The following is a 16,098-nucleotide window of genomic DNA, read 5'->3' on the forward strand; positions in this document are numbered from 1 at the left end:
TACGTCAACTCTCCAAGATCGCTGAAGCGGCGGGCCGGCTCAGGCCGAGACGGGCTCCTCGATGCGGAGGCCGCGGGCCCGCACCTCGTCGGCGACGCGGGTGAGCAGCGTGTCGAGCGTGACCAGCACGGCGGAGAGCTCGCCGAGCTGTTCCTTGAGCGCGTCCTCGGACCACGCGGAGACATCGACGTCCCCCAGAGCACTGACGGCGGCCTGGAGCCGCGACATCTCGTCGTTCGTACGCATGTTCGAGAGGCTATAACAGCTCACCGCCTGACACACCGCAAACTCCGACATCGGCCCCGAAGTTACGGTTTCGACACCTCAGGCCCGCTGCGCGCCCACCGCGGCGACCTTCGCCAGCAGCAGCGCCTCGGCCGCGCAGACCCGCGCGAACTCGCCCAGGTGCAGGCTCTCGTTCGGCCCGTGCGCCCGGGCGTGCGGGTCCTCCACGCCGGTCACGAGGATCGCCGCGGCGGGGAACATCTCCTGGAAGGTGGCGATGAACGGGATCGATCCGCCCACGCCGATGTCGACCGGGTCGGTGCCGTCCCAGGCCTCCCGGAACGCCGCCCGCGCCGCGTCGAACATCGGCCCGGTGGCGTCGATGACGCAGGGCGCGCCGTCGTGCTCGAAGGTCACCGTCACCTGGGCGCCCCAGGGGGCGTGCTTCTCCAGGTGCGCGATGAGCGCCGCGTACGCCTGCTTCGGGTCGTCGCCCGGCGCCAGCCGTACGCTCAGCTTCGCCTTGGCCGCCGGGACCAGCGCGTTCGGCGCCTCCGCGGTGGCCGGTGCGTCCACACCGAGGATCGCGAGAGCCGGCTTGGTCCACAGCCGGTCGGTGATCCGGCCGGTGCCGAAGAGCTGCGCGCCGTAGATCAGTCCGGCCTCGGCGCGGAACCGGTCCTCCGGGTAGTCGACGACGGCCCCCTCGCGACCGACCAGGCCCTCGACGGCCACGTTGCCGGCGTCGTCGTGCAGCGTGGCGAGCAGCTTCACCAGCGTGGTGAGCGCGTCGGGCACCGCGCCGCCGAACATGCCGCTGTGCACCGCGTGGTCGAGGGTGCGCACCTCCACGAAGCAGTTGACGATGCCGCGCAGCGAGGTGGTCAGCGCGGGCACCCCGATGTCCCAGTTGCCGGAGTCGGCGATGACGATGACGTCCGACGCCAGCTCCTCGCGGTGCGCGATGAGCAGCTGCTCCAGCGAGTCCGAGCCGTACTCCTCCTCGCCCTCGATGAAGAGGACCACGCCGACCGGGAGCCGGTCGCCGAACGCGCGCAGCGCCGCGACGTGCGCCATGATGCCGGCCTTGTCATCGGCGGCGCCGCGGCCGTAGAGGCGGCCGTCCCGCTCCACCGGCTCGAACGGGTCGGACTCCCAGAGCGACAGGTCGCCGACCGGCTGGACGTCGTGGTGGGCGTACAGGAGGACGGTGGGCGCGCCGGGCGGGGCCGGCTTCGTCCCGATCACCGCGGGCTGGCCGCCGGAGCGCACGATCTTCGTGTCGAGGCCGCAGCCGCGCAGCAGCTCCGCCACCGCCTCGGCGGAGCGCTCGACGTGCGAGTGGTCGAAGCCCTCGAAGGCGATGCCCGGAATGCGGACGAGTCGCTCGAGGTCGGCACGGACGCCGGGGAGTTCCCGCTCGACGGCGGCCCGCACCTCGGACTCGGACATGATCGGTGTGGTCATGACCGGAATCGTATGACGGCCTTACCTGCCCGCGCCGTCCGAGCCCGTCCTCCCGGACCGGCGGACGTAGTAGCGCTCGGCGTCGTGCGGCAGGTCAGGGGCGCCGTCGACGACCAGGTCCACCGCGGCCCCGGTGCCGTCGGCGGCGAAGTGCGCCCGCTCCCCGGTATGCCAGCGGCGCAGCTCGGGCAGGATCTCCGCGCCGTCGCGGGCGAGCGCCCGGGACAGCCGCAGGTCGGCCGGCGCGGTGACGAGCACCGACAGGGTCAGCTCCGGCCGGATCACCGCCCGGGCGGCGCTCACCCCCTCCACGATCAGCACCGGCCCGGCGGGCACCGGCACCGGCCGGTCCAGGAAGCGCCGGCGCACCCAGCTGTACCGGCGGTAGGCCCCCAGCCGGCCCGCCCGGACCGGCCCGAGCACCCACTCCTCCAGCCGCGGCCAGAAGGTGAACTGGTCGTCCCAACCGTCGAGCAGGTCGTCGGTGCGGACCACCGGCGGCCGCGCAGCGCCGGGCAGCGCCGCCACAGCGTCCGCGAGCCGCGTCGCGAAGACGCTCTTGCCCGCGCCGCTCGGCCCGTCGACGGCCACCAGTCGGGTACGCCCCAACCGCGCCGGCCCGGCCAGCACCCGCCGAGCCAACCCGGCGTACGCCTCGACCACCGCCACCGTCACCCGACCGACGCTAGCGGTCCCCCGTCCGCTGGAACCTGCCGCACCAGCAGACCGTTCGCCGGGCGGGTACGGGTCGCCGTGGGCATCATCGGGATGTGCTCCATGACGTGATGAGTCCGGGCGTCGACGCCCTCCTCGAACAGGCCCGGGCCGGCCTCCGCCGGCTCACCCCGCACGACGCCGTCGAGGCGGTCCGCACCGGCGCGCTGCTGGTCGACACGCGCACCGAGGCGCAGCGCCGCGAGCAGGGCGAGCTGCCCGGGGCGATCGTCATCGACCGGACCGTGCTGGAGTGGCGGCTGGACCCGGCCAGCGCCTGGCGCATCCCCGAGTCCACCAGCTACGACCGGCAGATCGTGGTGGTGTGCCGGCAGGGCTACAGCTCCAGCCTGGCGGCCGCCAGCCTCCAGGCGCTCGGGCTGCGGCAGGCCACCGACATGATCGGCGGGGTGCAGGGGTGGCGGGAGGCGGGCCTGCCGATATCCGACCGCCCCGCCGACGTCCGCTACTGACCCGACCCGGCGTCGGCGCGCCGGCCCTCTTTCAAGTGGTCGGCGCCCCGGCGCGCTCTGGTGGTCGGCGCGCCGGTCCCCTCAGGTGGTCGGCGCGCCGGTCCCCTCAGGTGGTCGGCACGCCGGTCCCCTCAGGTGGTCGGCACGCCGGTCCCCTCAGATGGTCGGCGCGCCGGGTGGGATGAACGGCAGGTCGGCGGGCGGCCCGGACTCGATGAGCCGCCACAGCGCGTCGGTGTCGAGGTGCTCCTCGACCAGGTCGCCGAGCAGGTCCAGGGTGCGCTCCCGGGCGGCGGCGAACGACGTGTCGGGCGCGACCTTGAACCCGGTCCGGCCGGACAGCGCGGCGACCTCGGTGAGGAACCGGCGCCGGAAGCCGTCGGACTCGAACGCGCCGTGCCAGTGGGTGCCCTGAATCGCGCCCAGCCGAGCGCCCTCGCCCGTGCCGTCGGTGTAGCGGAGCAGCGGCGGCAGGCCGGGGTCGGCGTCGGACACCTGGCCGTGGTGGATCTCGTAGCCGTGCACCGGCACGTCCCCGGCCGCGGTGCCGGCGGCCCGCCGGACCGTCTTGCGCGGGTCGAAGGTGATCTCGACGGGGATCAACCCGAGGCCGGGCACGCTCCCCTGGCGGCTCTCCACGGGGTCGTGGATGGCCCGGGACAGCATCTGGAACCCACCGCAGATGCCGAGCAGCGGCTTGCCCGCGGCGGCGTGCGCCAGGACGGCGTCGGCCAGGCCGGTCTCCCGCAGCCAGGCCAGGTCGGCCACTGTGGACTTGGAGCCGGGCAGTACGACCAGGTCGGCGGCGGCCAGCTCGGCCGGCTCGATGGTCAGCCGGACCCGGACGCCGGGCTCGGTGGCCAGCGCCTCGACGTCGGTGGCGTTGCTGATCCGGGGCAGCCGGACCACCGCCACGTCCAGCCAGTCGGTCCCCCGGGGCGCCGCCGGCCGGCCGAGCACCCGCCCGTACGCCAGCGAGTCCTCCGCGTCCAGCCAGAGGTCGAGCGCCCAGGGCAGCACGCCGAGGGTCGGCCGGCCGGTGACCCGGTGCAGCATGTCCAGCCCCGGCCGGAGCAGCCCGAGGTCGCCCCGGAACTTGTTGATCACGAAGCCGGCGACGAGGGCCTGGTCGGCCGGGTCGAGCAGCGCGACCGTGCCGAACATCGAGGCGAAGACGCCGCCCCGGTCGATGTCACCGACCACGACGGCGGGCAGGCCGGCGTGCCGCGCCAGCCCCATGTTCACGTAGTCGCCGGCCCGCAGGTTGATCTCGGCCGGGCTGCCGGCCCCCTCACAGATCACCACGTCGTACTCGGCCCGCAGCTCGGCCAGCGCCGCGTACGCCGTCTCGGCGAGCCGGGGACGCAGCTCCCGGTAGTTGCCGGCGGTGACCGTGTCGACCGCCTCGCCGAGCAGCACCACCTGGCTGGCGTGGTCGCTGCCCGGCTTCAGCAGCACCGGGTTGAAGCGCAGGTCCGGGGCGAGCCCGCAGGCGGCGGCCTGCATGGCCTGGGCCCGGCCGATCTCGCCGCCGCGCCCGTCCGGCCCGACCACCACGGCCGAGTTGTTGGACATGTTCTGCGCCTTGAACGGGGCGACCCGCACACCCCGGCGGCGCAGCCAGCGGCAGATGCCGGCGGTGAGCACGCTCTTGCCGGCGTCGGAGGTGGTTCCGGCGACCAGCAGCCCGCCGCTCATCGCCCGCTCCCCGCTGCGCGCCCGCTGTCCGCTGCTCGTCTGCTCCCCGCTGCTCGCCCGCTCCCCGCTGCTCGCCCGCTTCCCGGTCGTGTCCCGCCCAGCGCGCGCAGCGCGGCGCGGCCGGTCACGCCGACCAGGCGACCGACCGTCACCGGGTACGCCGCCGCGAGGCCCAGCGCGGCCAGCCCGACCGCGCCGGAGATCCGGGCGGCCCGCTTCAGGTGCCGCGCCTCGGGCCGGGGACCGTCCCCGAGGAACGGCCGGGTCTCCTCGCGGCCGAAGTAGACGTTGCGCCCACCAAGCCGGACGCCGAGCGCCCCGGCCATCGCCGCCTCGCACTGGCCCGCGTTCGGGCTCGGGTGGTCGTTGCGGTCGCGCCGCCAGACCCGCCAGGCGGCCGCGCGGTCCCCGTGCGCGGCCGGCGCCACGGCGACGGTGAGCAGCCCGGTCAGCCGGGCGGGGGCCAGGTTGAGCAGGTCATCGAGGCGGGCCGCCGGGGTGCCGAACCGGGCGTAGCGGGGCGAGCGGTGGCCCACCATGGCGTCGAGCGTGTTCGCCGCCCGGTAGCCGAGCAGGCCGGGCAGCCCGGCGACGGCGCCCCAGACCAGCGGGGCGACCACCGCGTCGGAGGTGTTCTCGGCGACCGACTCGACGGTGGCCCGGGCCAGTTCCGGCTCGTCGAGCGCCGATGGGTCCCGCCCGCAGAGGTGGTTGAGCCGGCCGCGCGCGGCGGGCAGGTCGCCGGCCTGCAACGCCCGGGCCATCAGCCGCGACTCGTGCCGCAGCGTGCGCCCGCCCAGCACGGTCCAGGTGCCGACGGCCACCAGCGCGGCCCGGGCCACCGGGTGACGCCGGGTGGCGAGGCCGGCGGCCACACCGAGCAGCACGGGCGCGCCGACCGCGAGCGCGGTGAACGCCGCGCCCGCCGACCGCTCGGGCCGGTAGATCCGTCGCTCCAGGGCGCCGGCGGCGCGGCCGAAGCCGGCCACCGGGTGCCACCGTTGGGGATCGCCGAGCAGCGAGTCCAGGGCGTAGCCCGCCACCAGTCCCGCCGCGTTCGCCATGGCGGTCGCCTGCCGCACCCGTCACCACCTCCGGCCGGCCAGCCTAGTCGTACGGCGGGGCGGCCACGCCGGCGTCGCCACCCCGCTCCCCCGTTGCACGATCCGGGCTGGTCAGGCGGGCACCGGGGCCCGTCCCCGGCCTCGCCGGGCCCGCCCGGTCCCGGTGACACCCGGCGCCGCACCGGCTGGATCCGGCTCGTCGGTGACCGCCTGACCCTCCTCCTCGCCAGCCAGGTCGTCCGCCTCGGCGGTCGGGTGGTCGGGCCGCTCGTCGAAGGGGTCGGCCAGCTCGTCGAGATCGTCCGCGGTCGGGTCCATCCCGGCGGAGAGCCCGACCCGCGAGGTGGCGGACTCCGGCCCGAACTCGTCGTCGAACGGCCGGTCGTCGAACGACACCGGCGCCTGTGCGACCGGCACCGGCTCGGTGGCCTCGCCGTGCACCCGGTGCTCCGCGTCGGCGTCCTCGACGCTGCTGGTCGTCATGCTGGGCCGGTTGCGCAGGAAGCGGGCCCGGCCCCGGGACAGGTCGTGCCCCACGGCCACCGCCTCCAGCTCGTAGAGGGTGCGGTGGTTGCCGGCGTCGTCGGTCCAGTCGCGCGTGTAGAGGCGGCCCGCCACCACCACCGGGTCGCCCACCGCCACCGACGCGGCCACCCCCTCGGCCAGCCTCCGCCAGCAGTTCACGCGCACCCGGAGGCTGTTGCCGTCGACCCAGCGGCCGCTCTCCCGGTCGAGCCGGCGGGCGGTCGAGGCCACCTTGAAGTTGGCCACCAGAGTGTTGCTCTGGGTGGTCCGGCGCCACTCCGGCGCGGTCAGCACGTTGCCGACGATCGTGACGTACGTATCGAACATCGCCCCTCCCAGGGGAACTCGGCTTGTGGGGCCGAGCCTCGGCCGTCGTACCCCGGCGGGCCAGCCGCCCCGGGCCGGCCTGTGGACGACTGAGGCGGCTGTGGACAACCACCTGATCAAGGTCCCGAGCTGCTAGGACCAGTGACCCTGTTGGCCCTGACCTGCGGAGCAGCATGATCAAGAAGCCGGGTTCCGGACGCGGCCCGAGTGGGTATGGCTTTGATCAACCGAGAGAAAGGGTGCGACGATGCTTCTCCGAGACGTCTGCGAGGCCCGCCGATGAGCGCCGTGGCGAACCCCGCGACCGTGGCCGAGTGCCTGCGGGTCGGCGCCGGGTTCTCCCAGGGCGACCGCAACTGGATCGCGGAGCAGTTCGCGACCCTCGACGCCCGGCTCGCCGGGTTCCACGCCGACGCCACCGAACTGGAGGTGTCGGTCAAGGACCGGAACGCCCGGGGCCAGAAGGTCACCCTGGAGTGCTGGGTGGCGGGCCGCCAGAAGATCGTCACCACCTCCGCGGAGGAGGACCTGCACGCCGCGCTCAACGACGTCCGGGACGACCTGCGCCGCCGGCTCAACGACGCGAAGACCCGGCAGGAGCCCCGCCACAACAAGCACCTGCGCGAGATCGACCAGCCCGAGGGCGTGCCCGCGCAGGCCGCCGAGCGGGCCGACGCCGAGACGGTCTGAGCCCACGCCCGCCCCCGCCCCCACGCGATACCGGCGGACGGGGGCGGGGGCTACCGCCGGGTAGCTTTGCGGCGTACCGTCGCGGTCGTGGAACCCGACGTGCTGGGACCGCCGTACGAGCGGCACACGATCGACCTGGGCACCGACGACGAGGGTCCGGTCGTCGCGACCCTGGTCCGCCGGCGGGCGGAGCGCCCGACCGGCCGGGCCGTGCTCTACGTGCACGGCTTCGTCGACTACTTCTTCCAGACCCACGTCGCCGACTTCTTCGCCGAGCGCGGTTGGGACTTCTACGCGCTCGACCTGCGGAAATACGGCCGCAGCCTGCAACCGCACCAGACCCCGAACTTCTGCCGCGACCTGAGCGACTACTTCCCGGAGCTAGACGCCGCCGCGAAGATCGTCCGCGAGGACGACGGCCACGACACCCTGCTCGCCATGGGCCACTCCACCGGCGGCCTGATCATCTCGCTGTGGGCGCACGCCCGCCGTGAGGCCGGCCTGGTCGACGGGATCGTCCTGAACAGCCCCTTCTTCGACATCAACGCCCCCTGGCTGGTCCGCCGACCCCTCGCGGCCGCCGTCTCCCGGCTGGGCCGCCGGGCGCCGCAGCGCATCCTCCCGTTCGGCCTGGGCACCGTGTACGGCGAGAGCCTGCACGCCGACCACCGCGGCGAGTGGCGTTACGACCTGGCCTGGAAGCCGCTCGCCGGGTTCCCGGTGCGGGCCGGCTGGATCAACGCGATCCGCGCCGGGCAGCGCCAGCTCCGGGCCGGCCTGGACATCCCCGTGCCGGTGCTGCTGGCCTGCTCGACCCGCAGCTACCGGGGCACGAAGTGGCACGAGTCGGCCACCCTTTCCGACGCGGTGCTGGACGTGGAGCACATGGTCCGCTGGGCGCCCCGCCTCGGCCGGCACGTCACCCTGGCCCGGTTCGACGGCGGGCTGCACGACCTGACCCTGTCCGGCCCCGCCGTACGCGAGAAGGTGTTCGCGGAGGTCGGGCGGTGGGCGGAGGGCTTCCTCGGCGCCGGGCCGACCCCTCCCGCGCCGCGGCGGCCGGCCGACGAGCCGGCCGGAGCGACGACCGAGGGCTGAGCCGGTCCGGTCAGTGGTGGTCGGCGGTCGCCGCCGCCAGAGCCGACCGGATGCGGTCGAACGTCGCGACCGGGTGACCGCCGCCGTCGGCCGGCAGCAGGAGGCCCAGGCAGCGCAGCGACAGCTCCCCGCCGGGCGCCTCGACGCCGAACACCGGCGCGCCCACGTACCCGGACGGCAGCTCCGTGGTGACCCGCACCTCGTCGCCGACCCGCGCCACCCGCTCGATGACCGCCTCCAATGGCCGCGCTCCGGCGTCGCCGACGCCGAGCGCCAGCACGAACGCCGAAGCCGGCTCCGCGCCGACCCGGGCGACCGCGTCGGCCGGCGCGGCCACCGCGTCGGTCACCTGCTGGGTACGCCAGCTCCAGCCCTCGTCCTCCGCGTGTCCGTGCAGGCCACCCGTGGGCATGGCGGCCAGGCCGAGCTCCGGCAGCTGCAACCACCGGTCGGCGAAGTCGGGCAGCCCGATCGGCTCCGCGGCCGCCTCCGCCGGCTCGGTGAGGCTCGGCCGCAGCCCGATCTCCCCGTACGGTGCCCGGGTGGTCGCGGCGGCCGTGAGCAGCCACTCGTGCACCACCTCGCCGTCGTCGGTCGCGCCGACCAGCTCGCTGTAGAAGAAGGCGGTGCCGTAGGTCGCGGCCGGCGCACCCCGCCCGTCCGACCCGCTCACCGGCAGGATGGCCCGGCCGAGGAGCTGGCACAGCTCGTACGCGATCTCGTTCTCGGTTTCCTGGTCGAGCAGCACGAGCCGAGGGTACGGTCCGGCCCGGCCCCGGCGGCCCGCGACCCGGATATCCGGGGTGCCTCCGGAGGGCCGGCCGTGGGACGCTGACCAGCGACGTGGCCACGACCACCCGTTCCCCCGGCCAGGCCCGGGTCGGCGGTACCCTCTTGGCGCGACACCGTCGACGCGCGCCCGTAGCTCAGCGGATAGAGCAGGGGACTTCTAATCCCAAGGCCGCAGGTTCGAATCCTGCCGGGCGCACCGCTATTCACCTGCGTCAACTGTAAACCATCGACGCCCGTCCGGGGAAGTCCGTTGCAGTTCCCGTTGCAATTTAGTTCCACAGGGCACCGCCGATGCCCTCCGCCGCAGCCCTCGAAAGCTCCGGCGCGACGTGCGAATACGTACCCAGCGTGAGCCCGATCTGGCTGTGACCGAGCAGCTCCATGACCACACGGGCCGGGACGCCCTGGGCTAGCAGGATGCTCGCGGCGGTGTGGCGGGCATCGTGCAACCTGGCTTCCCGCACGCCGGCATCCCGGCAAAGCTGCTTCCACTGTGCCCAGTCTCGCCGCGGCTCGATCGGCTTGCCGTTCGGCTGCGTGAACACAAGGTCGTGGTCCTGCCACAGCTCGCCGGCGAGCTGCCGCTCGGCGTCCTGCTCGGCCCGGTGCTTGCGCAGCGCGTCGACCAGCTGGGGCGGCACGGCAACCGAGCGCCGGCTGGCTCGCGACTTCGGCTCGACGAGGACCAGGCCGCGCCCGGTCAGTCGCTGCAACTGCCACCGCACCCGCAACAGGCCAGCGTCGAGGTCGACGAACTCCCACTTGAGCCCCAGCGCCTCACCCTGCCGCAGCCCCAACGCCAGCGCGACGGACCAGCGGGCGCCGTTCCGTCGACCAGCGGCCGCGGCGAGGATCGCGCGGGCGTCGGCCGCGGTGAGCGGCTGCACCTCCTCTCGGCTCACGCTCGGCGAGTCGACCAGGGCGCACACGTTGCGGGCCACCCGGCCGCGCTGGTGTGCCACCTTCAGCGACCGAGACAGGATGCGGTGCAGTTGCAGCACGGTCGCCGGCGCCATGCCGGCCGTCTCCAACGAGCCGTAGAACCGCTCGACGTGCTCCGGCTGGAGTCGGTCTAGCCGGTGCTCACCGAGTGCGGGGATCAGGTGCTTGGTCACCTTGGACCGGTAGCCCTGCAAGGTGGACGGCCGGACTTTCCGCTCGGCCACGTTGTCGAGCCAGTACGTCAGCCACTCCCCCACGGTCGGTGGCTTGCCGGCGCTGGTCACGTCGCCGGCGTCGCGCTTGCGCTCCAGCTCGCGCACCTTGGCGGTGACGGCTTTCTCGGTGCCTGCCTGAACGTGTCGGCGGTCGGTGCGGCCGTTGTCCTTGACGCCCATGGTCACGTAGCCATGCCATCGGCCGTCGGAGCCCTTGAAGATCGAGCTGCGGCCGTTCGCCTTCCGCCCGCTGGTCATCCCGCCCGCCCCTTCCGCGCCGGCGGCAGGAAGCCGCGGCGCCGCGCCTCACCGATCCAGCGGTGCACCGTGGGAATGGGCACCCCGGCTTCCTCGGCGATCATCGGCGCGACGGCTCGACTCTGCGCGACGCCCTCCCGGTACGCCTCGGCCACGGCCCGGTAGAAGCCGTCCGGGTCCGTCCCGTCCGGCCTTGTCAGCCGTGGACGGCCGGACGGGGCAGGTTCCGCCGGCGCGGCCGTAGCGCTGGCCAGCGCCTTGCGGGCGGCGGCGGCAAGCGGCTCCATCACGTCCGGATCGATGCCTGGCGGCGGGACCATGTTGACAGTCGTGGTGATCGAGCCGATGGGGAACCGCTTCAGCGTCGAGGAGTCGATCGGGTCGCCCACCAGCATCAAGGCGGTGATCTGTCTCCGGCCGCGGGGGTCTTCCTCAGCTCTGGCCAGCGCCAGGCAGTCGGCTACGTCGGCAGTCAGGGCGAACCACCCATCGGCCTGTACGGACTGCGCCAGCTCGCGTCGTCGGTGTTCGTCGTCAGTGAGAGTCACGGCGCCATCATGCACCGTGATCGGTTAACCGCGCAACACTCGGCGAACTACCGCGACTTGCGCGCGACTTGCGCGGACCGCAGCGGCGTGCTACTCCTATGGCTGACCGATAATTCCGCGCATCCTGATCGGTGAGGATGCGGCAAACCTCGGAGGTAAGCCGTGGAACGGGCCACCAGCGCCTTGATGCTGACGGTCGAGGAGGCCGCCCAGCAGTTGCGGATCGGCCGAACGCAGATGTTCGCCCTCATCAAGTCTCAGCAGGTCAGCTCGGTGAAGATCGGCCGCAGTCGCCGCGTGCCGCGTGCCGCCCTCGACACCTACGTAGAGCAGCTCGGCGACGAGCAACACGGAGCCGCCGCGTGACTTCCCTTGGCACCCTTGTCGCTCTGCTGCCCGAGGTGCTGCCGCTCGACGTACGCGAGGCGATCGACCGTTGCGCAGCCTGCCAGCACCCCGGCGAGCTCCATTTCGTGCCGGCGCGCCGGCCGTGGCGCTGCACCTACTGCAACTGCCCGGGGGTTCAGCATCGCGCCCTCGCGGAGTACGCCGAGCGGCGTTCGAACGTCCGGCGAGTCTCGCTTCCCGCCTCGCTGCGCGCCCGGGTCATCGCCCGGGATGGGATGCGCTGCCGGTACTGCGACCGCCGAGTGCACCTCCGGCGCAGTGGTCCGGGCCGCCTCCACATCGACCACGTCGAGCCGTACTCGCTGGTTCGGCGGCACACCCTCGACAACCTCGTCGTGAGCTGCCAGCGCTGCAACCTCTCGAAGGGCGCAGATCCGCTCGTCAAGCCGCGACCCCTGCCATTGGAGGCGGCCTGAGATGCCCCAGACGCGACAAAGCCCGGGGGTGGGATCCCGGGCTTCATCAGAGGTCATGTCGGCGACCAGGACCAGCGTAGCGGCACTGGACGAACTTCCGCACGCCCGCGCCTACGCCGGGCCGCCGTGTCGAGGCCGCGGCCTGTGGGCCGTCACCGTCCTGACGTGCCCCTGGTGCACCGGAATGCACCACCACCGCGTCGGCCAGGCCGGGCAGCTGCTCTCCAACCGCATCACGAAATGCTGCCCGGTCACCGGTCGGTGGTACCGGCTCGGCCCCGTCCAGCGTCGCAAGCAGGCAAGGAGCCACGCGTGACCCCCGCCATCGACCGCATCATCGACGCGCTGCGCGACGCCACCGGCCTGGTTCGCCAGTCCGGCGGCCAGTGGCAGGCGCGATGCCCGGCGCACGAGGACCGGAACCCGAGCCTGTCCGTGCGGCCGATCGAGGGGTCGGTGCTGCTGCACTGCCACGCCGGCTGCGACACGCTCGACGTGCTGGCCGCCATCAACATGACGCCGCGCGACCTGTACGACGAGCCGAGCGGCAATGAGTTGGCTCGCTACCAGTACACCGACGCCACTGGCCGTCCCACCCGGACCGTGCACCGGCTCGACGGCAAGCGGTTCACGCAGTCCGGTGACAAGCGGGTCTGCCAGCTGTACCGGCTGCCCAAGGTGGTCGAGGCCGTCACGTTCGGCCGCACCATCTATCTGGTCGAGGGCGAGAAGGACGTGCACGCCATCGAATCGCTGGGCGAGGTCGCCACCACTGGCCCGCAGGGTGCGGAGAACTTCGGCAAGGTCGACGTCTCCCCGCTCAAGGGTGCCCGGGTCGTGGCCATTGTCGACCGGGACGCCGCCGGCGAGAAGTGGGCGGCGCTGGTCCGCCAGCGCCTCGCCGGGTACGCCGCCGAGTTGACGCTCGTCGAGGCCGCCGAGGGCAAGGACGCCGCTGACCACATCGCCAGCGGCCGGACCCTCGCCGAGCTGGTCGAGCGGCCTGAGCCCGACCCTGCCGGCCAGTGGGACGACCCGCTGCCGCTGGGCTGGCAGGCCGACCTGCCGCCGTTCCCTATCGACGCCCTACCCCCAACCCTGGCCCGGTTCGTCCGCGGCCTGGCGCTCGAGGTGCAGACGCCGGCGGATCTGCCCGGGTCGGTGGTGCTCGGCATCCTCGCCGCCTGCGTCGGTGGCCGGGTCGTCGTCGTGGTGCGTCGAGGCTGGCACGAGCCGACGAACCTGTTCGTCGTGCCGGTCATGCCGCCCGGCTCCCGCAAGAGCGCCGTCATCGCCGTGTGCCGCCGACCGCTGACCGAGGCCGAGATGGCCCTCGCCGAGCGGGTCGCGCAGGTCATCATCGACCGGCGCACCGAGCGGGAGATCCGCGAGCAGTACGCCGACGCGGCGAAGCGGGTTGCGGCCAAGGACGGCGACCCCGTAAAGATCATGGAGGCGCAGGAAGCCGTACGAGCCGCCGAGCAGGTCACCGTTCCGTCGTGGCCCCGGTTGAGCGCCAGCGACGCCACCCCGGAAGCCCTCATCACGCTGCTGGCCAACCAGGGCGGTCGCATCGCCGCCATCTCCGCTGAGGCGGGCATCTTCACTGCGCTGACCGGCCGCTACAGCAAGACGCCCAACCTCGACCCGATCCTGATGGCCCACGCCGGTGACGCGATCCTCGTCGACCGACGCGGCCGGGAACCGGAGCGGGTCGACGCCCCGGCGCTGACGCTGGTCGCGTCCATCCAGCCGTTCGCGCTGCGCGAGATGGTCGAGCGGCCCGACTTCGGCGGCCGGGGCGTGCTCGCCCGGATCCTCTGGGCGCTGCCCGTCGACAACACCGGCCACCGGGACGTCGAGCCGCCGGAGATGCCCGAGCGGGACCGAGAGGCGTACCAGGCCCTCATCTACGACCTGGCGCTGTCCATGGCCGAGCGGGACGCCCCCGCCCTGGTCGTGCTCAGCGAGGCGGCCCGGAAGGTGCACCTGGAGTACCACCGCACCGTCGAGCGTCGCCTGCGCCGCGGCGGTGAACTCGGCGCCGACCTGGTCCGCGAGTGGGGATCCAAGTTGGCCGGTGCTGTCGCCCGCATCGCCGGGTGCCTGCACGCCGCGAGCGCGCCGCTCGGCGATCCCATCAGCGAGGCCACCATGCGTGCCGCCGTCGAGCTCGGCGACTACTACCAGGCTCACGCCGTCGCGGCCCTCGCCCCCGGTGGCGACGACAAGGAGACGAGCAACGCCCGGCTGCTGCTGGCCTGGCTGATCGACCGGGGGCTCACGCGATTCAAGCTGCGCGACCTCCAGCGCACCGGGCCCAAGTCGCTGCGTAAGGCACCCGACGCCCGGCCGGTCCTCGACGACCTGACCGAGAAGGGCTGGATCCGCGAGCACCAAGACGGCGGGTGGGAGGTGCACCCGCACGCCGGCCGACTGCTGAAGGCGGGCGACACGGGCGACAGGGGCGACAACCCGAGCGTTTCCGCAGGTCAGAGCCTGCCGCACCCTGTCGCCCCCGCTGTCGCCCCGGCGGGCGACACGGGCGACAACATCGCCCCGGACGCATGGTCTGTCGCCCGTGTCGCCCCGGCGGGCGACAACCCGGGCGACACCTCGCCGCACCCGCTGAGCAGCGGAAACGCCGAACTTGTCGCCCCTGTCGCCCCTGTCGCCCCGCTCTGGCCGGACACCGACGACACCTGCCCCTCCTGCCGCTGGCCGCTCGACTCCAGCGCGCACTACCAGAACTGCGAGGCCACCCGATGACGTCCACTACCAACGCCGCTCCCTCCTGCTGCGGTGTCCGGCTCCCCGGCGCTGCCGGTGCTTTGCTGGTGAACGCCTGCCAGCTCTGCCCGAGCTCGCCCACCTACTGGCGCAACCGGCCACCGAGCCCGGCCCCGACCGGGCAGGCCACCCCGACAGCCACCGCCCTGCCGGAGCGCACCGGCGGTCTGGTCTGGTCCGGCCACGCCACCGGCGACCCGATGCCCTGCCGGCTCTGCGGTCGCCCCGCACTCATGCGCGACGCCGAGGGGCGCCCCTGTCACAAGGTCTGCGCAGAGCAGGCCACGCAGACCCCGGAGGCCGACCGATGACCCCCGCCCTGGTGCTGGAGCGGCTCATGCTCCACCCGTCCTACGACCAGTTCGTCCAGCGAGCCCGACAGGTCGCCCCCGTCGCGCTGCTCGACCAGGCCGACGCCGCCGCCACCGACGCCCACCGGATCCTCGCCGACGTCGCCGTCCGGCTGTCCGACAACCCGGCCCGGCCCACCACCGCCGGCGACCTGCCCGGCTGGCTGCGGCTGTCCCTGCTGGACACCCTCACCGCGTTCGCCGACGGCTGGGCGACAACCTGCCGGCACAACCCGGCAGCGGACCGACCGAGCCCCGTCGTGGGCGCCGCATGGAAGCCGCACACGGTGGTCTGCCCGACCTGCATCCACCTGCTCAGCCTCAAGCACAACCCGGACGCCGACGCCCTCTGCGACGGCTGCGGCCACCGCTGCGCCGGACCCGAGCACGGCGACGGCATCTACCCCGGCATGGTCCAACTCGGGCCGCTGCTCTACCAGTACGGCACGTGCGGAGGGTGCCGGCCGGAGGTCGCCGGAAATGGCCCGCTGAGAGCCACGCAGACGGCCGAACAGGACCGGCCGAGGGGTACGGGAAGGGTCAAGCCGCGAGGCTCACGCGGACGCAGCCGCGGGCGAGGGGGTCGCGCGTGAAGCCCCGGCCCCCGCGCTACGACTTCCCCGACCGGATGCGCGGCGTCTCCAGCGCCGAGCGCGAACTCAACCGGCTCGAACGGTCCATGTCCGTGGCCTACGACCGACGCGACAAGTTCGCCCTGGACTACCTCACCCGCCGGCACCAGCGAGCCACCCGAGCCCTCGCCGTGCTACGCGCCCAACAGACCTTCACCGAGCAAGAAAGCCCCGCACGAGACGCGGCACCAGCCGCGGCCGGGGCCGACGAAAGGACCACGCCATGACCGACGAGTACCGCGAGTACGTCCGCAAGCTGTTCGGCGACCCCGCGCCCGAGCCGGACCCCGAACCGGCCGAACCCAACCGCGGCAACCACGTACCCCGCGAGGGCAGCACCCCGGACAACAAGCCGACCGGCGACGAGGCGACCCGCCAATGGGTGCGCGACCTGTTCGACCACTCCGGAGTGCCGGGGTGGTAACCGCCGCCGACCAGACCCACGACCACCTACCGAAGGAGCAAG

At 73.6% G+C, this 16,098-nt stretch carries 19 protein-coding genes and 1 tRNA gene; 11 read left to right on the forward strand and 9 right to left on the reverse strand.

Annotation, left to right across the window (positions count from 1 at the left end; translation table 11 throughout):
• Positions 1 to 39 precede the first annotated feature (39 nt).
• From GCE86_RS19540 to GCE86_RS19550, 3 genes are all read right to left on the reverse strand, one after another.
• Positions 40 to 246: a hypothetical protein gene (locus GCE86_RS19540; protein WP_154228290.1), complete on the reverse strand. Its 207-nt coding sequence runs from the start codon at positions 244 to 246 to the stop codon at positions 40 to 42.
• A gap of 78 nt (positions 247 to 324) precedes the next feature.
• Positions 325 to 1,677 (reverse strand): dipeptidase, encoded by a 1,353-nt coding sequence (locus GCE86_RS19545; protein ID WP_204342502.1) that lies wholly within the window; start codon positions 1,675 to 1,677, stop codon positions 325 to 327.
• Positions 1,678 to 1,713: 36 nt separating this feature from the next.
• Complete coding sequence (locus GCE86_RS19550; protein ID WP_244317025.1) at positions 1,714 to 2,367, reverse strand: uridine kinase family protein; 654 nt, start codon at positions 2,365 to 2,367, stop codon at positions 1,714 to 1,716.
• Between the two features lie 110 nt (positions 2,368 to 2,477).
• Here GCE86_RS19550 and GCE86_RS19555 point away from each other — a divergent pair, with 110 nt between their 5' ends.
• Positions 2,478 to 2,879, forward strand: coding sequence for a rhodanese-like domain-containing protein (locus tag GCE86_RS19555; RefSeq protein WP_154230596.1), 402 nt, complete (start codon positions 2,478 to 2,480; stop codon positions 2,877 to 2,879).
• A gap of 156 nt (positions 2,880 to 3,035) precedes the next feature.
• Here the strand turns inward: GCE86_RS19555 and GCE86_RS19560 are convergent, their stop codons facing one another.
• The 3 genes from GCE86_RS19560 to ssb form a co-directional block, all read right to left on the reverse strand.
• The gene (locus tag GCE86_RS19560; protein WP_154228292.1) at positions 3,036 to 4,577 is read right to left on the reverse strand and encodes a cobyric acid synthase; all 1,542 of its coding nucleotides are present in this window, start codon (positions 4,575 to 4,577) and stop codon (positions 3,036 to 3,038) included.
• Positions 4,574 to 5,659, reverse strand: a complete 1,086-nt coding sequence (locus tag GCE86_RS19565) for a cobalamin biosynthesis protein (RefSeq protein WP_154228293.1) — start codon at positions 5,657 to 5,659, stop codon at positions 4,574 to 4,576. The genes GCE86_RS19560 and GCE86_RS19565 overlap by 4 nt, the downstream gene beginning before the upstream one ends.
• Positions 5,660 to 5,752: 93 nt before the next feature.
• Positions 5,753 to 6,493, reverse strand: a complete 741-nt coding sequence (gene ssb / locus GCE86_RS19570; protein WP_154228294.1) for a single-stranded DNA-binding protein — start codon at positions 6,491 to 6,493, stop codon at positions 5,753 to 5,755.
• Between the two features lie 279 nt (positions 6,494 to 6,772).
• On the opposite strand from ssb, the gene GCE86_RS19575 reads away from it, so the two are divergent.
• Positions 6,773 to 7,183, forward strand: coding sequence for an HPF/RaiA family ribosome-associated protein (locus tag GCE86_RS19575; RefSeq protein WP_154228295.1), 411 nt, complete (start codon positions 6,773 to 6,775; stop codon positions 7,181 to 7,183).
• A gap of 87 nt (positions 7,184 to 7,270) precedes the next feature.
• Positions 7,271 to 8,281 carry an alpha/beta hydrolase gene (locus GCE86_RS19580; RefSeq protein ID WP_154228296.1) on the forward strand — a complete coding sequence of 337 codons (1,011 nt, stop codon included), beginning with the start codon at positions 7,271 to 7,273 and terminating at the stop codon, positions 8,279 to 8,281.
• 10 nt (positions 8,282 to 8,291) lie between these two features.
• Here GCE86_RS19580 and GCE86_RS19585 read toward each other — a convergent pair whose 3' ends face one another.
• Entirely contained in the window at positions 8,292 to 9,029 is a 738-nt protein-coding gene (locus GCE86_RS19585; protein WP_154228297.1) for a hypothetical protein, read from the reverse strand.
• A 167-nt stretch (positions 9,030 to 9,196) separates the two neighbouring features.
• Between GCE86_RS19585 and GCE86_RS19590 the strand changes: the two genes are divergently transcribed.
• Positions 9,197 to 9,269 (forward strand) — tRNA-Arg (locus tag GCE86_RS19590).
• A gap of 73 nt (positions 9,270 to 9,342) precedes the next feature.
• Here GCE86_RS19590 and GCE86_RS19595 read toward each other — a convergent pair.
• Both GCE86_RS19595 and GCE86_RS19600 read right to left on the reverse strand, forming a co-directional pair.
• Complete coding sequence (locus GCE86_RS19595) at positions 9,343 to 10,488, reverse strand: tyrosine-type recombinase/integrase (RefSeq protein WP_154228298.1); 1,146 nt, start codon at positions 10,486 to 10,488, stop codon at positions 9,343 to 9,345.
• Positions 10,485 to 11,051: a hypothetical protein gene (locus GCE86_RS19600; protein ID WP_154228299.1), complete on the reverse strand. Its 567-nt coding sequence runs from the start codon at positions 11,049 to 11,051 to the stop codon at positions 10,485 to 10,487. The genes GCE86_RS19595 and GCE86_RS19600 overlap by 4 nt, the downstream gene beginning before the upstream one ends.
• 147 nt (positions 11,052 to 11,198) lie before the next feature.
• On the opposite strand from GCE86_RS19600, the gene GCE86_RS19605 reads away from it, so the two are divergent.
• The 7 genes from GCE86_RS19605 to GCE86_RS19635 all read left to right on the forward strand — a co-directional run bounded on the left by GCE86_RS19605 (position 11,199) and on the right by GCE86_RS19635 (position 16,056).
• The gene (locus tag GCE86_RS19605; RefSeq protein ID WP_244317027.1) at positions 11,199 to 11,402 is read left to right on the forward strand and encodes an excisionase family DNA-binding protein; all 204 of its coding nucleotides are present in this window, start codon (positions 11,199 to 11,201) and stop codon (positions 11,400 to 11,402) included.
• On the forward strand, positions 11,399 to 11,860 hold the full coding sequence (locus GCE86_RS19610; protein ID WP_154228300.1) for an HNH endonuclease: 462 nt from the start codon (positions 11,399 to 11,401) through the stop codon (positions 11,858 to 11,860). The genes GCE86_RS19605 and GCE86_RS19610 overlap by 4 nt, the downstream gene beginning before the upstream one ends.
• Before the next feature lie 312 nt (positions 11,861 to 12,172).
• Complete coding sequence (locus GCE86_RS19615; RefSeq protein ID WP_163636833.1) at positions 12,173 to 14,629, forward strand: DUF3987 domain-containing protein; 2,457 nt, start codon at positions 12,173 to 12,175, stop codon at positions 14,627 to 14,629.
• The gene (locus GCE86_RS19620; RefSeq protein WP_154228302.1) at positions 14,626 to 14,961 is read left to right on the forward strand and encodes a hypothetical protein; all 336 of its coding nucleotides are present in this window, start codon (positions 14,626 to 14,628) and stop codon (positions 14,959 to 14,961) included. The genes GCE86_RS19615 and GCE86_RS19620 overlap by 4 nt, the downstream gene beginning before the upstream one ends.
• Positions 14,958 to 15,593, forward strand: a complete 636-nt coding sequence (locus GCE86_RS19625; protein WP_154228303.1) for a hypothetical protein — start codon at positions 14,958 to 14,960, stop codon at positions 15,591 to 15,593. Before GCE86_RS19620 ends, GCE86_RS19625 begins: the two co-directional genes overlap by 4 nt.
• On the forward strand, positions 15,590 to 15,859 hold the full coding sequence (locus tag GCE86_RS19630) for a hypothetical protein (protein WP_154228304.1): 270 nt from the start codon (positions 15,590 to 15,592) through the stop codon (positions 15,857 to 15,859). The genes GCE86_RS19625 and GCE86_RS19630 overlap by 4 nt, the downstream gene beginning before the upstream one ends.
• On the forward strand, positions 15,856 to 16,056 hold the full coding sequence (locus GCE86_RS19635) for a hypothetical protein (protein WP_154228305.1): 201 nt from the start codon (positions 15,856 to 15,858) through the stop codon (positions 16,054 to 16,056). The genes GCE86_RS19630 and GCE86_RS19635 overlap by 4 nt, the downstream gene beginning before the upstream one ends.
• Positions 16,057 to 16,098: the final 42 nt, after the last annotated feature.

Origin of the sequence: Micromonospora terminaliae, from assembly GCF_009671205.1 — a bacterium.
Taxonomy (GTDB): domain Bacteria; phylum Actinomycetota; class Actinomycetes; order Mycobacteriales; family Micromonosporaceae; genus Micromonospora; species Micromonospora terminaliae.

Excerpts from the sequence above, each read along its gene's own strand:
- GCE86_RS19540 (WP_154228290.1), bottom strand. The coding sequence starts at position 246 with ATGCGTACGAACGACGAGATGTCGCGGCTCCAGGCCGCCGTCAGTGCT.
- GCE86_RS19545 (WP_204342502.1), bottom strand. The coding sequence starts at position 1,677 with ATGTCCGAGTCCGAGGTGCGGGCCGCCGTCGAGCGGGAACTCCCCGGC.
- GCE86_RS19555 (WP_154230596.1), top strand. The coding sequence starts at position 2,478 with ATGAGTCCGGGCGTCGACGCCCTCCTCGAACAGGCCCGGGCCGGCCTC.
- GCE86_RS19560 (WP_154228292.1), bottom strand. The coding sequence starts at position 4,577 with ATGAGCGGCGGGCTGCTGGTCGCCGGAACCACCTCCGACGCCGGCAAG.
- ssb (WP_154228294.1), bottom strand. The coding sequence starts at position 6,493 with ATGTTCGATACGTACGTCACGATCGTCGGCAACGTGCTGACCGCGCCG.
- GCE86_RS19575 (WP_154228295.1), top strand. The coding sequence starts at position 6,773 with ATGAGCGCCGTGGCGAACCCCGCGACCGTGGCCGAGTGCCTGCGGGTC.
- GCE86_RS19595 (WP_154228298.1), bottom strand. The coding sequence starts at position 10,488 with ATGACCAGCGGGCGGAAGGCGAACGGCCGCAGCTCGATCTTCAAGGGC.
- GCE86_RS19620 (WP_154228302.1), top strand. The coding sequence starts at position 14,626 with ATGACGTCCACTACCAACGCCGCTCCCTCCTGCTGCGGTGTCCGGCTC.
- GCE86_RS19625 (WP_154228303.1), top strand. The coding sequence starts at position 14,958 with ATGACCCCCGCCCTGGTGCTGGAGCGGCTCATGCTCCACCCGTCCTAC.
- GCE86_RS19635 (WP_154228305.1), top strand. The coding sequence starts at position 15,856 with ATGACCGACGAGTACCGCGAGTACGTCCGCAAGCTGTTCGGCGACCCC.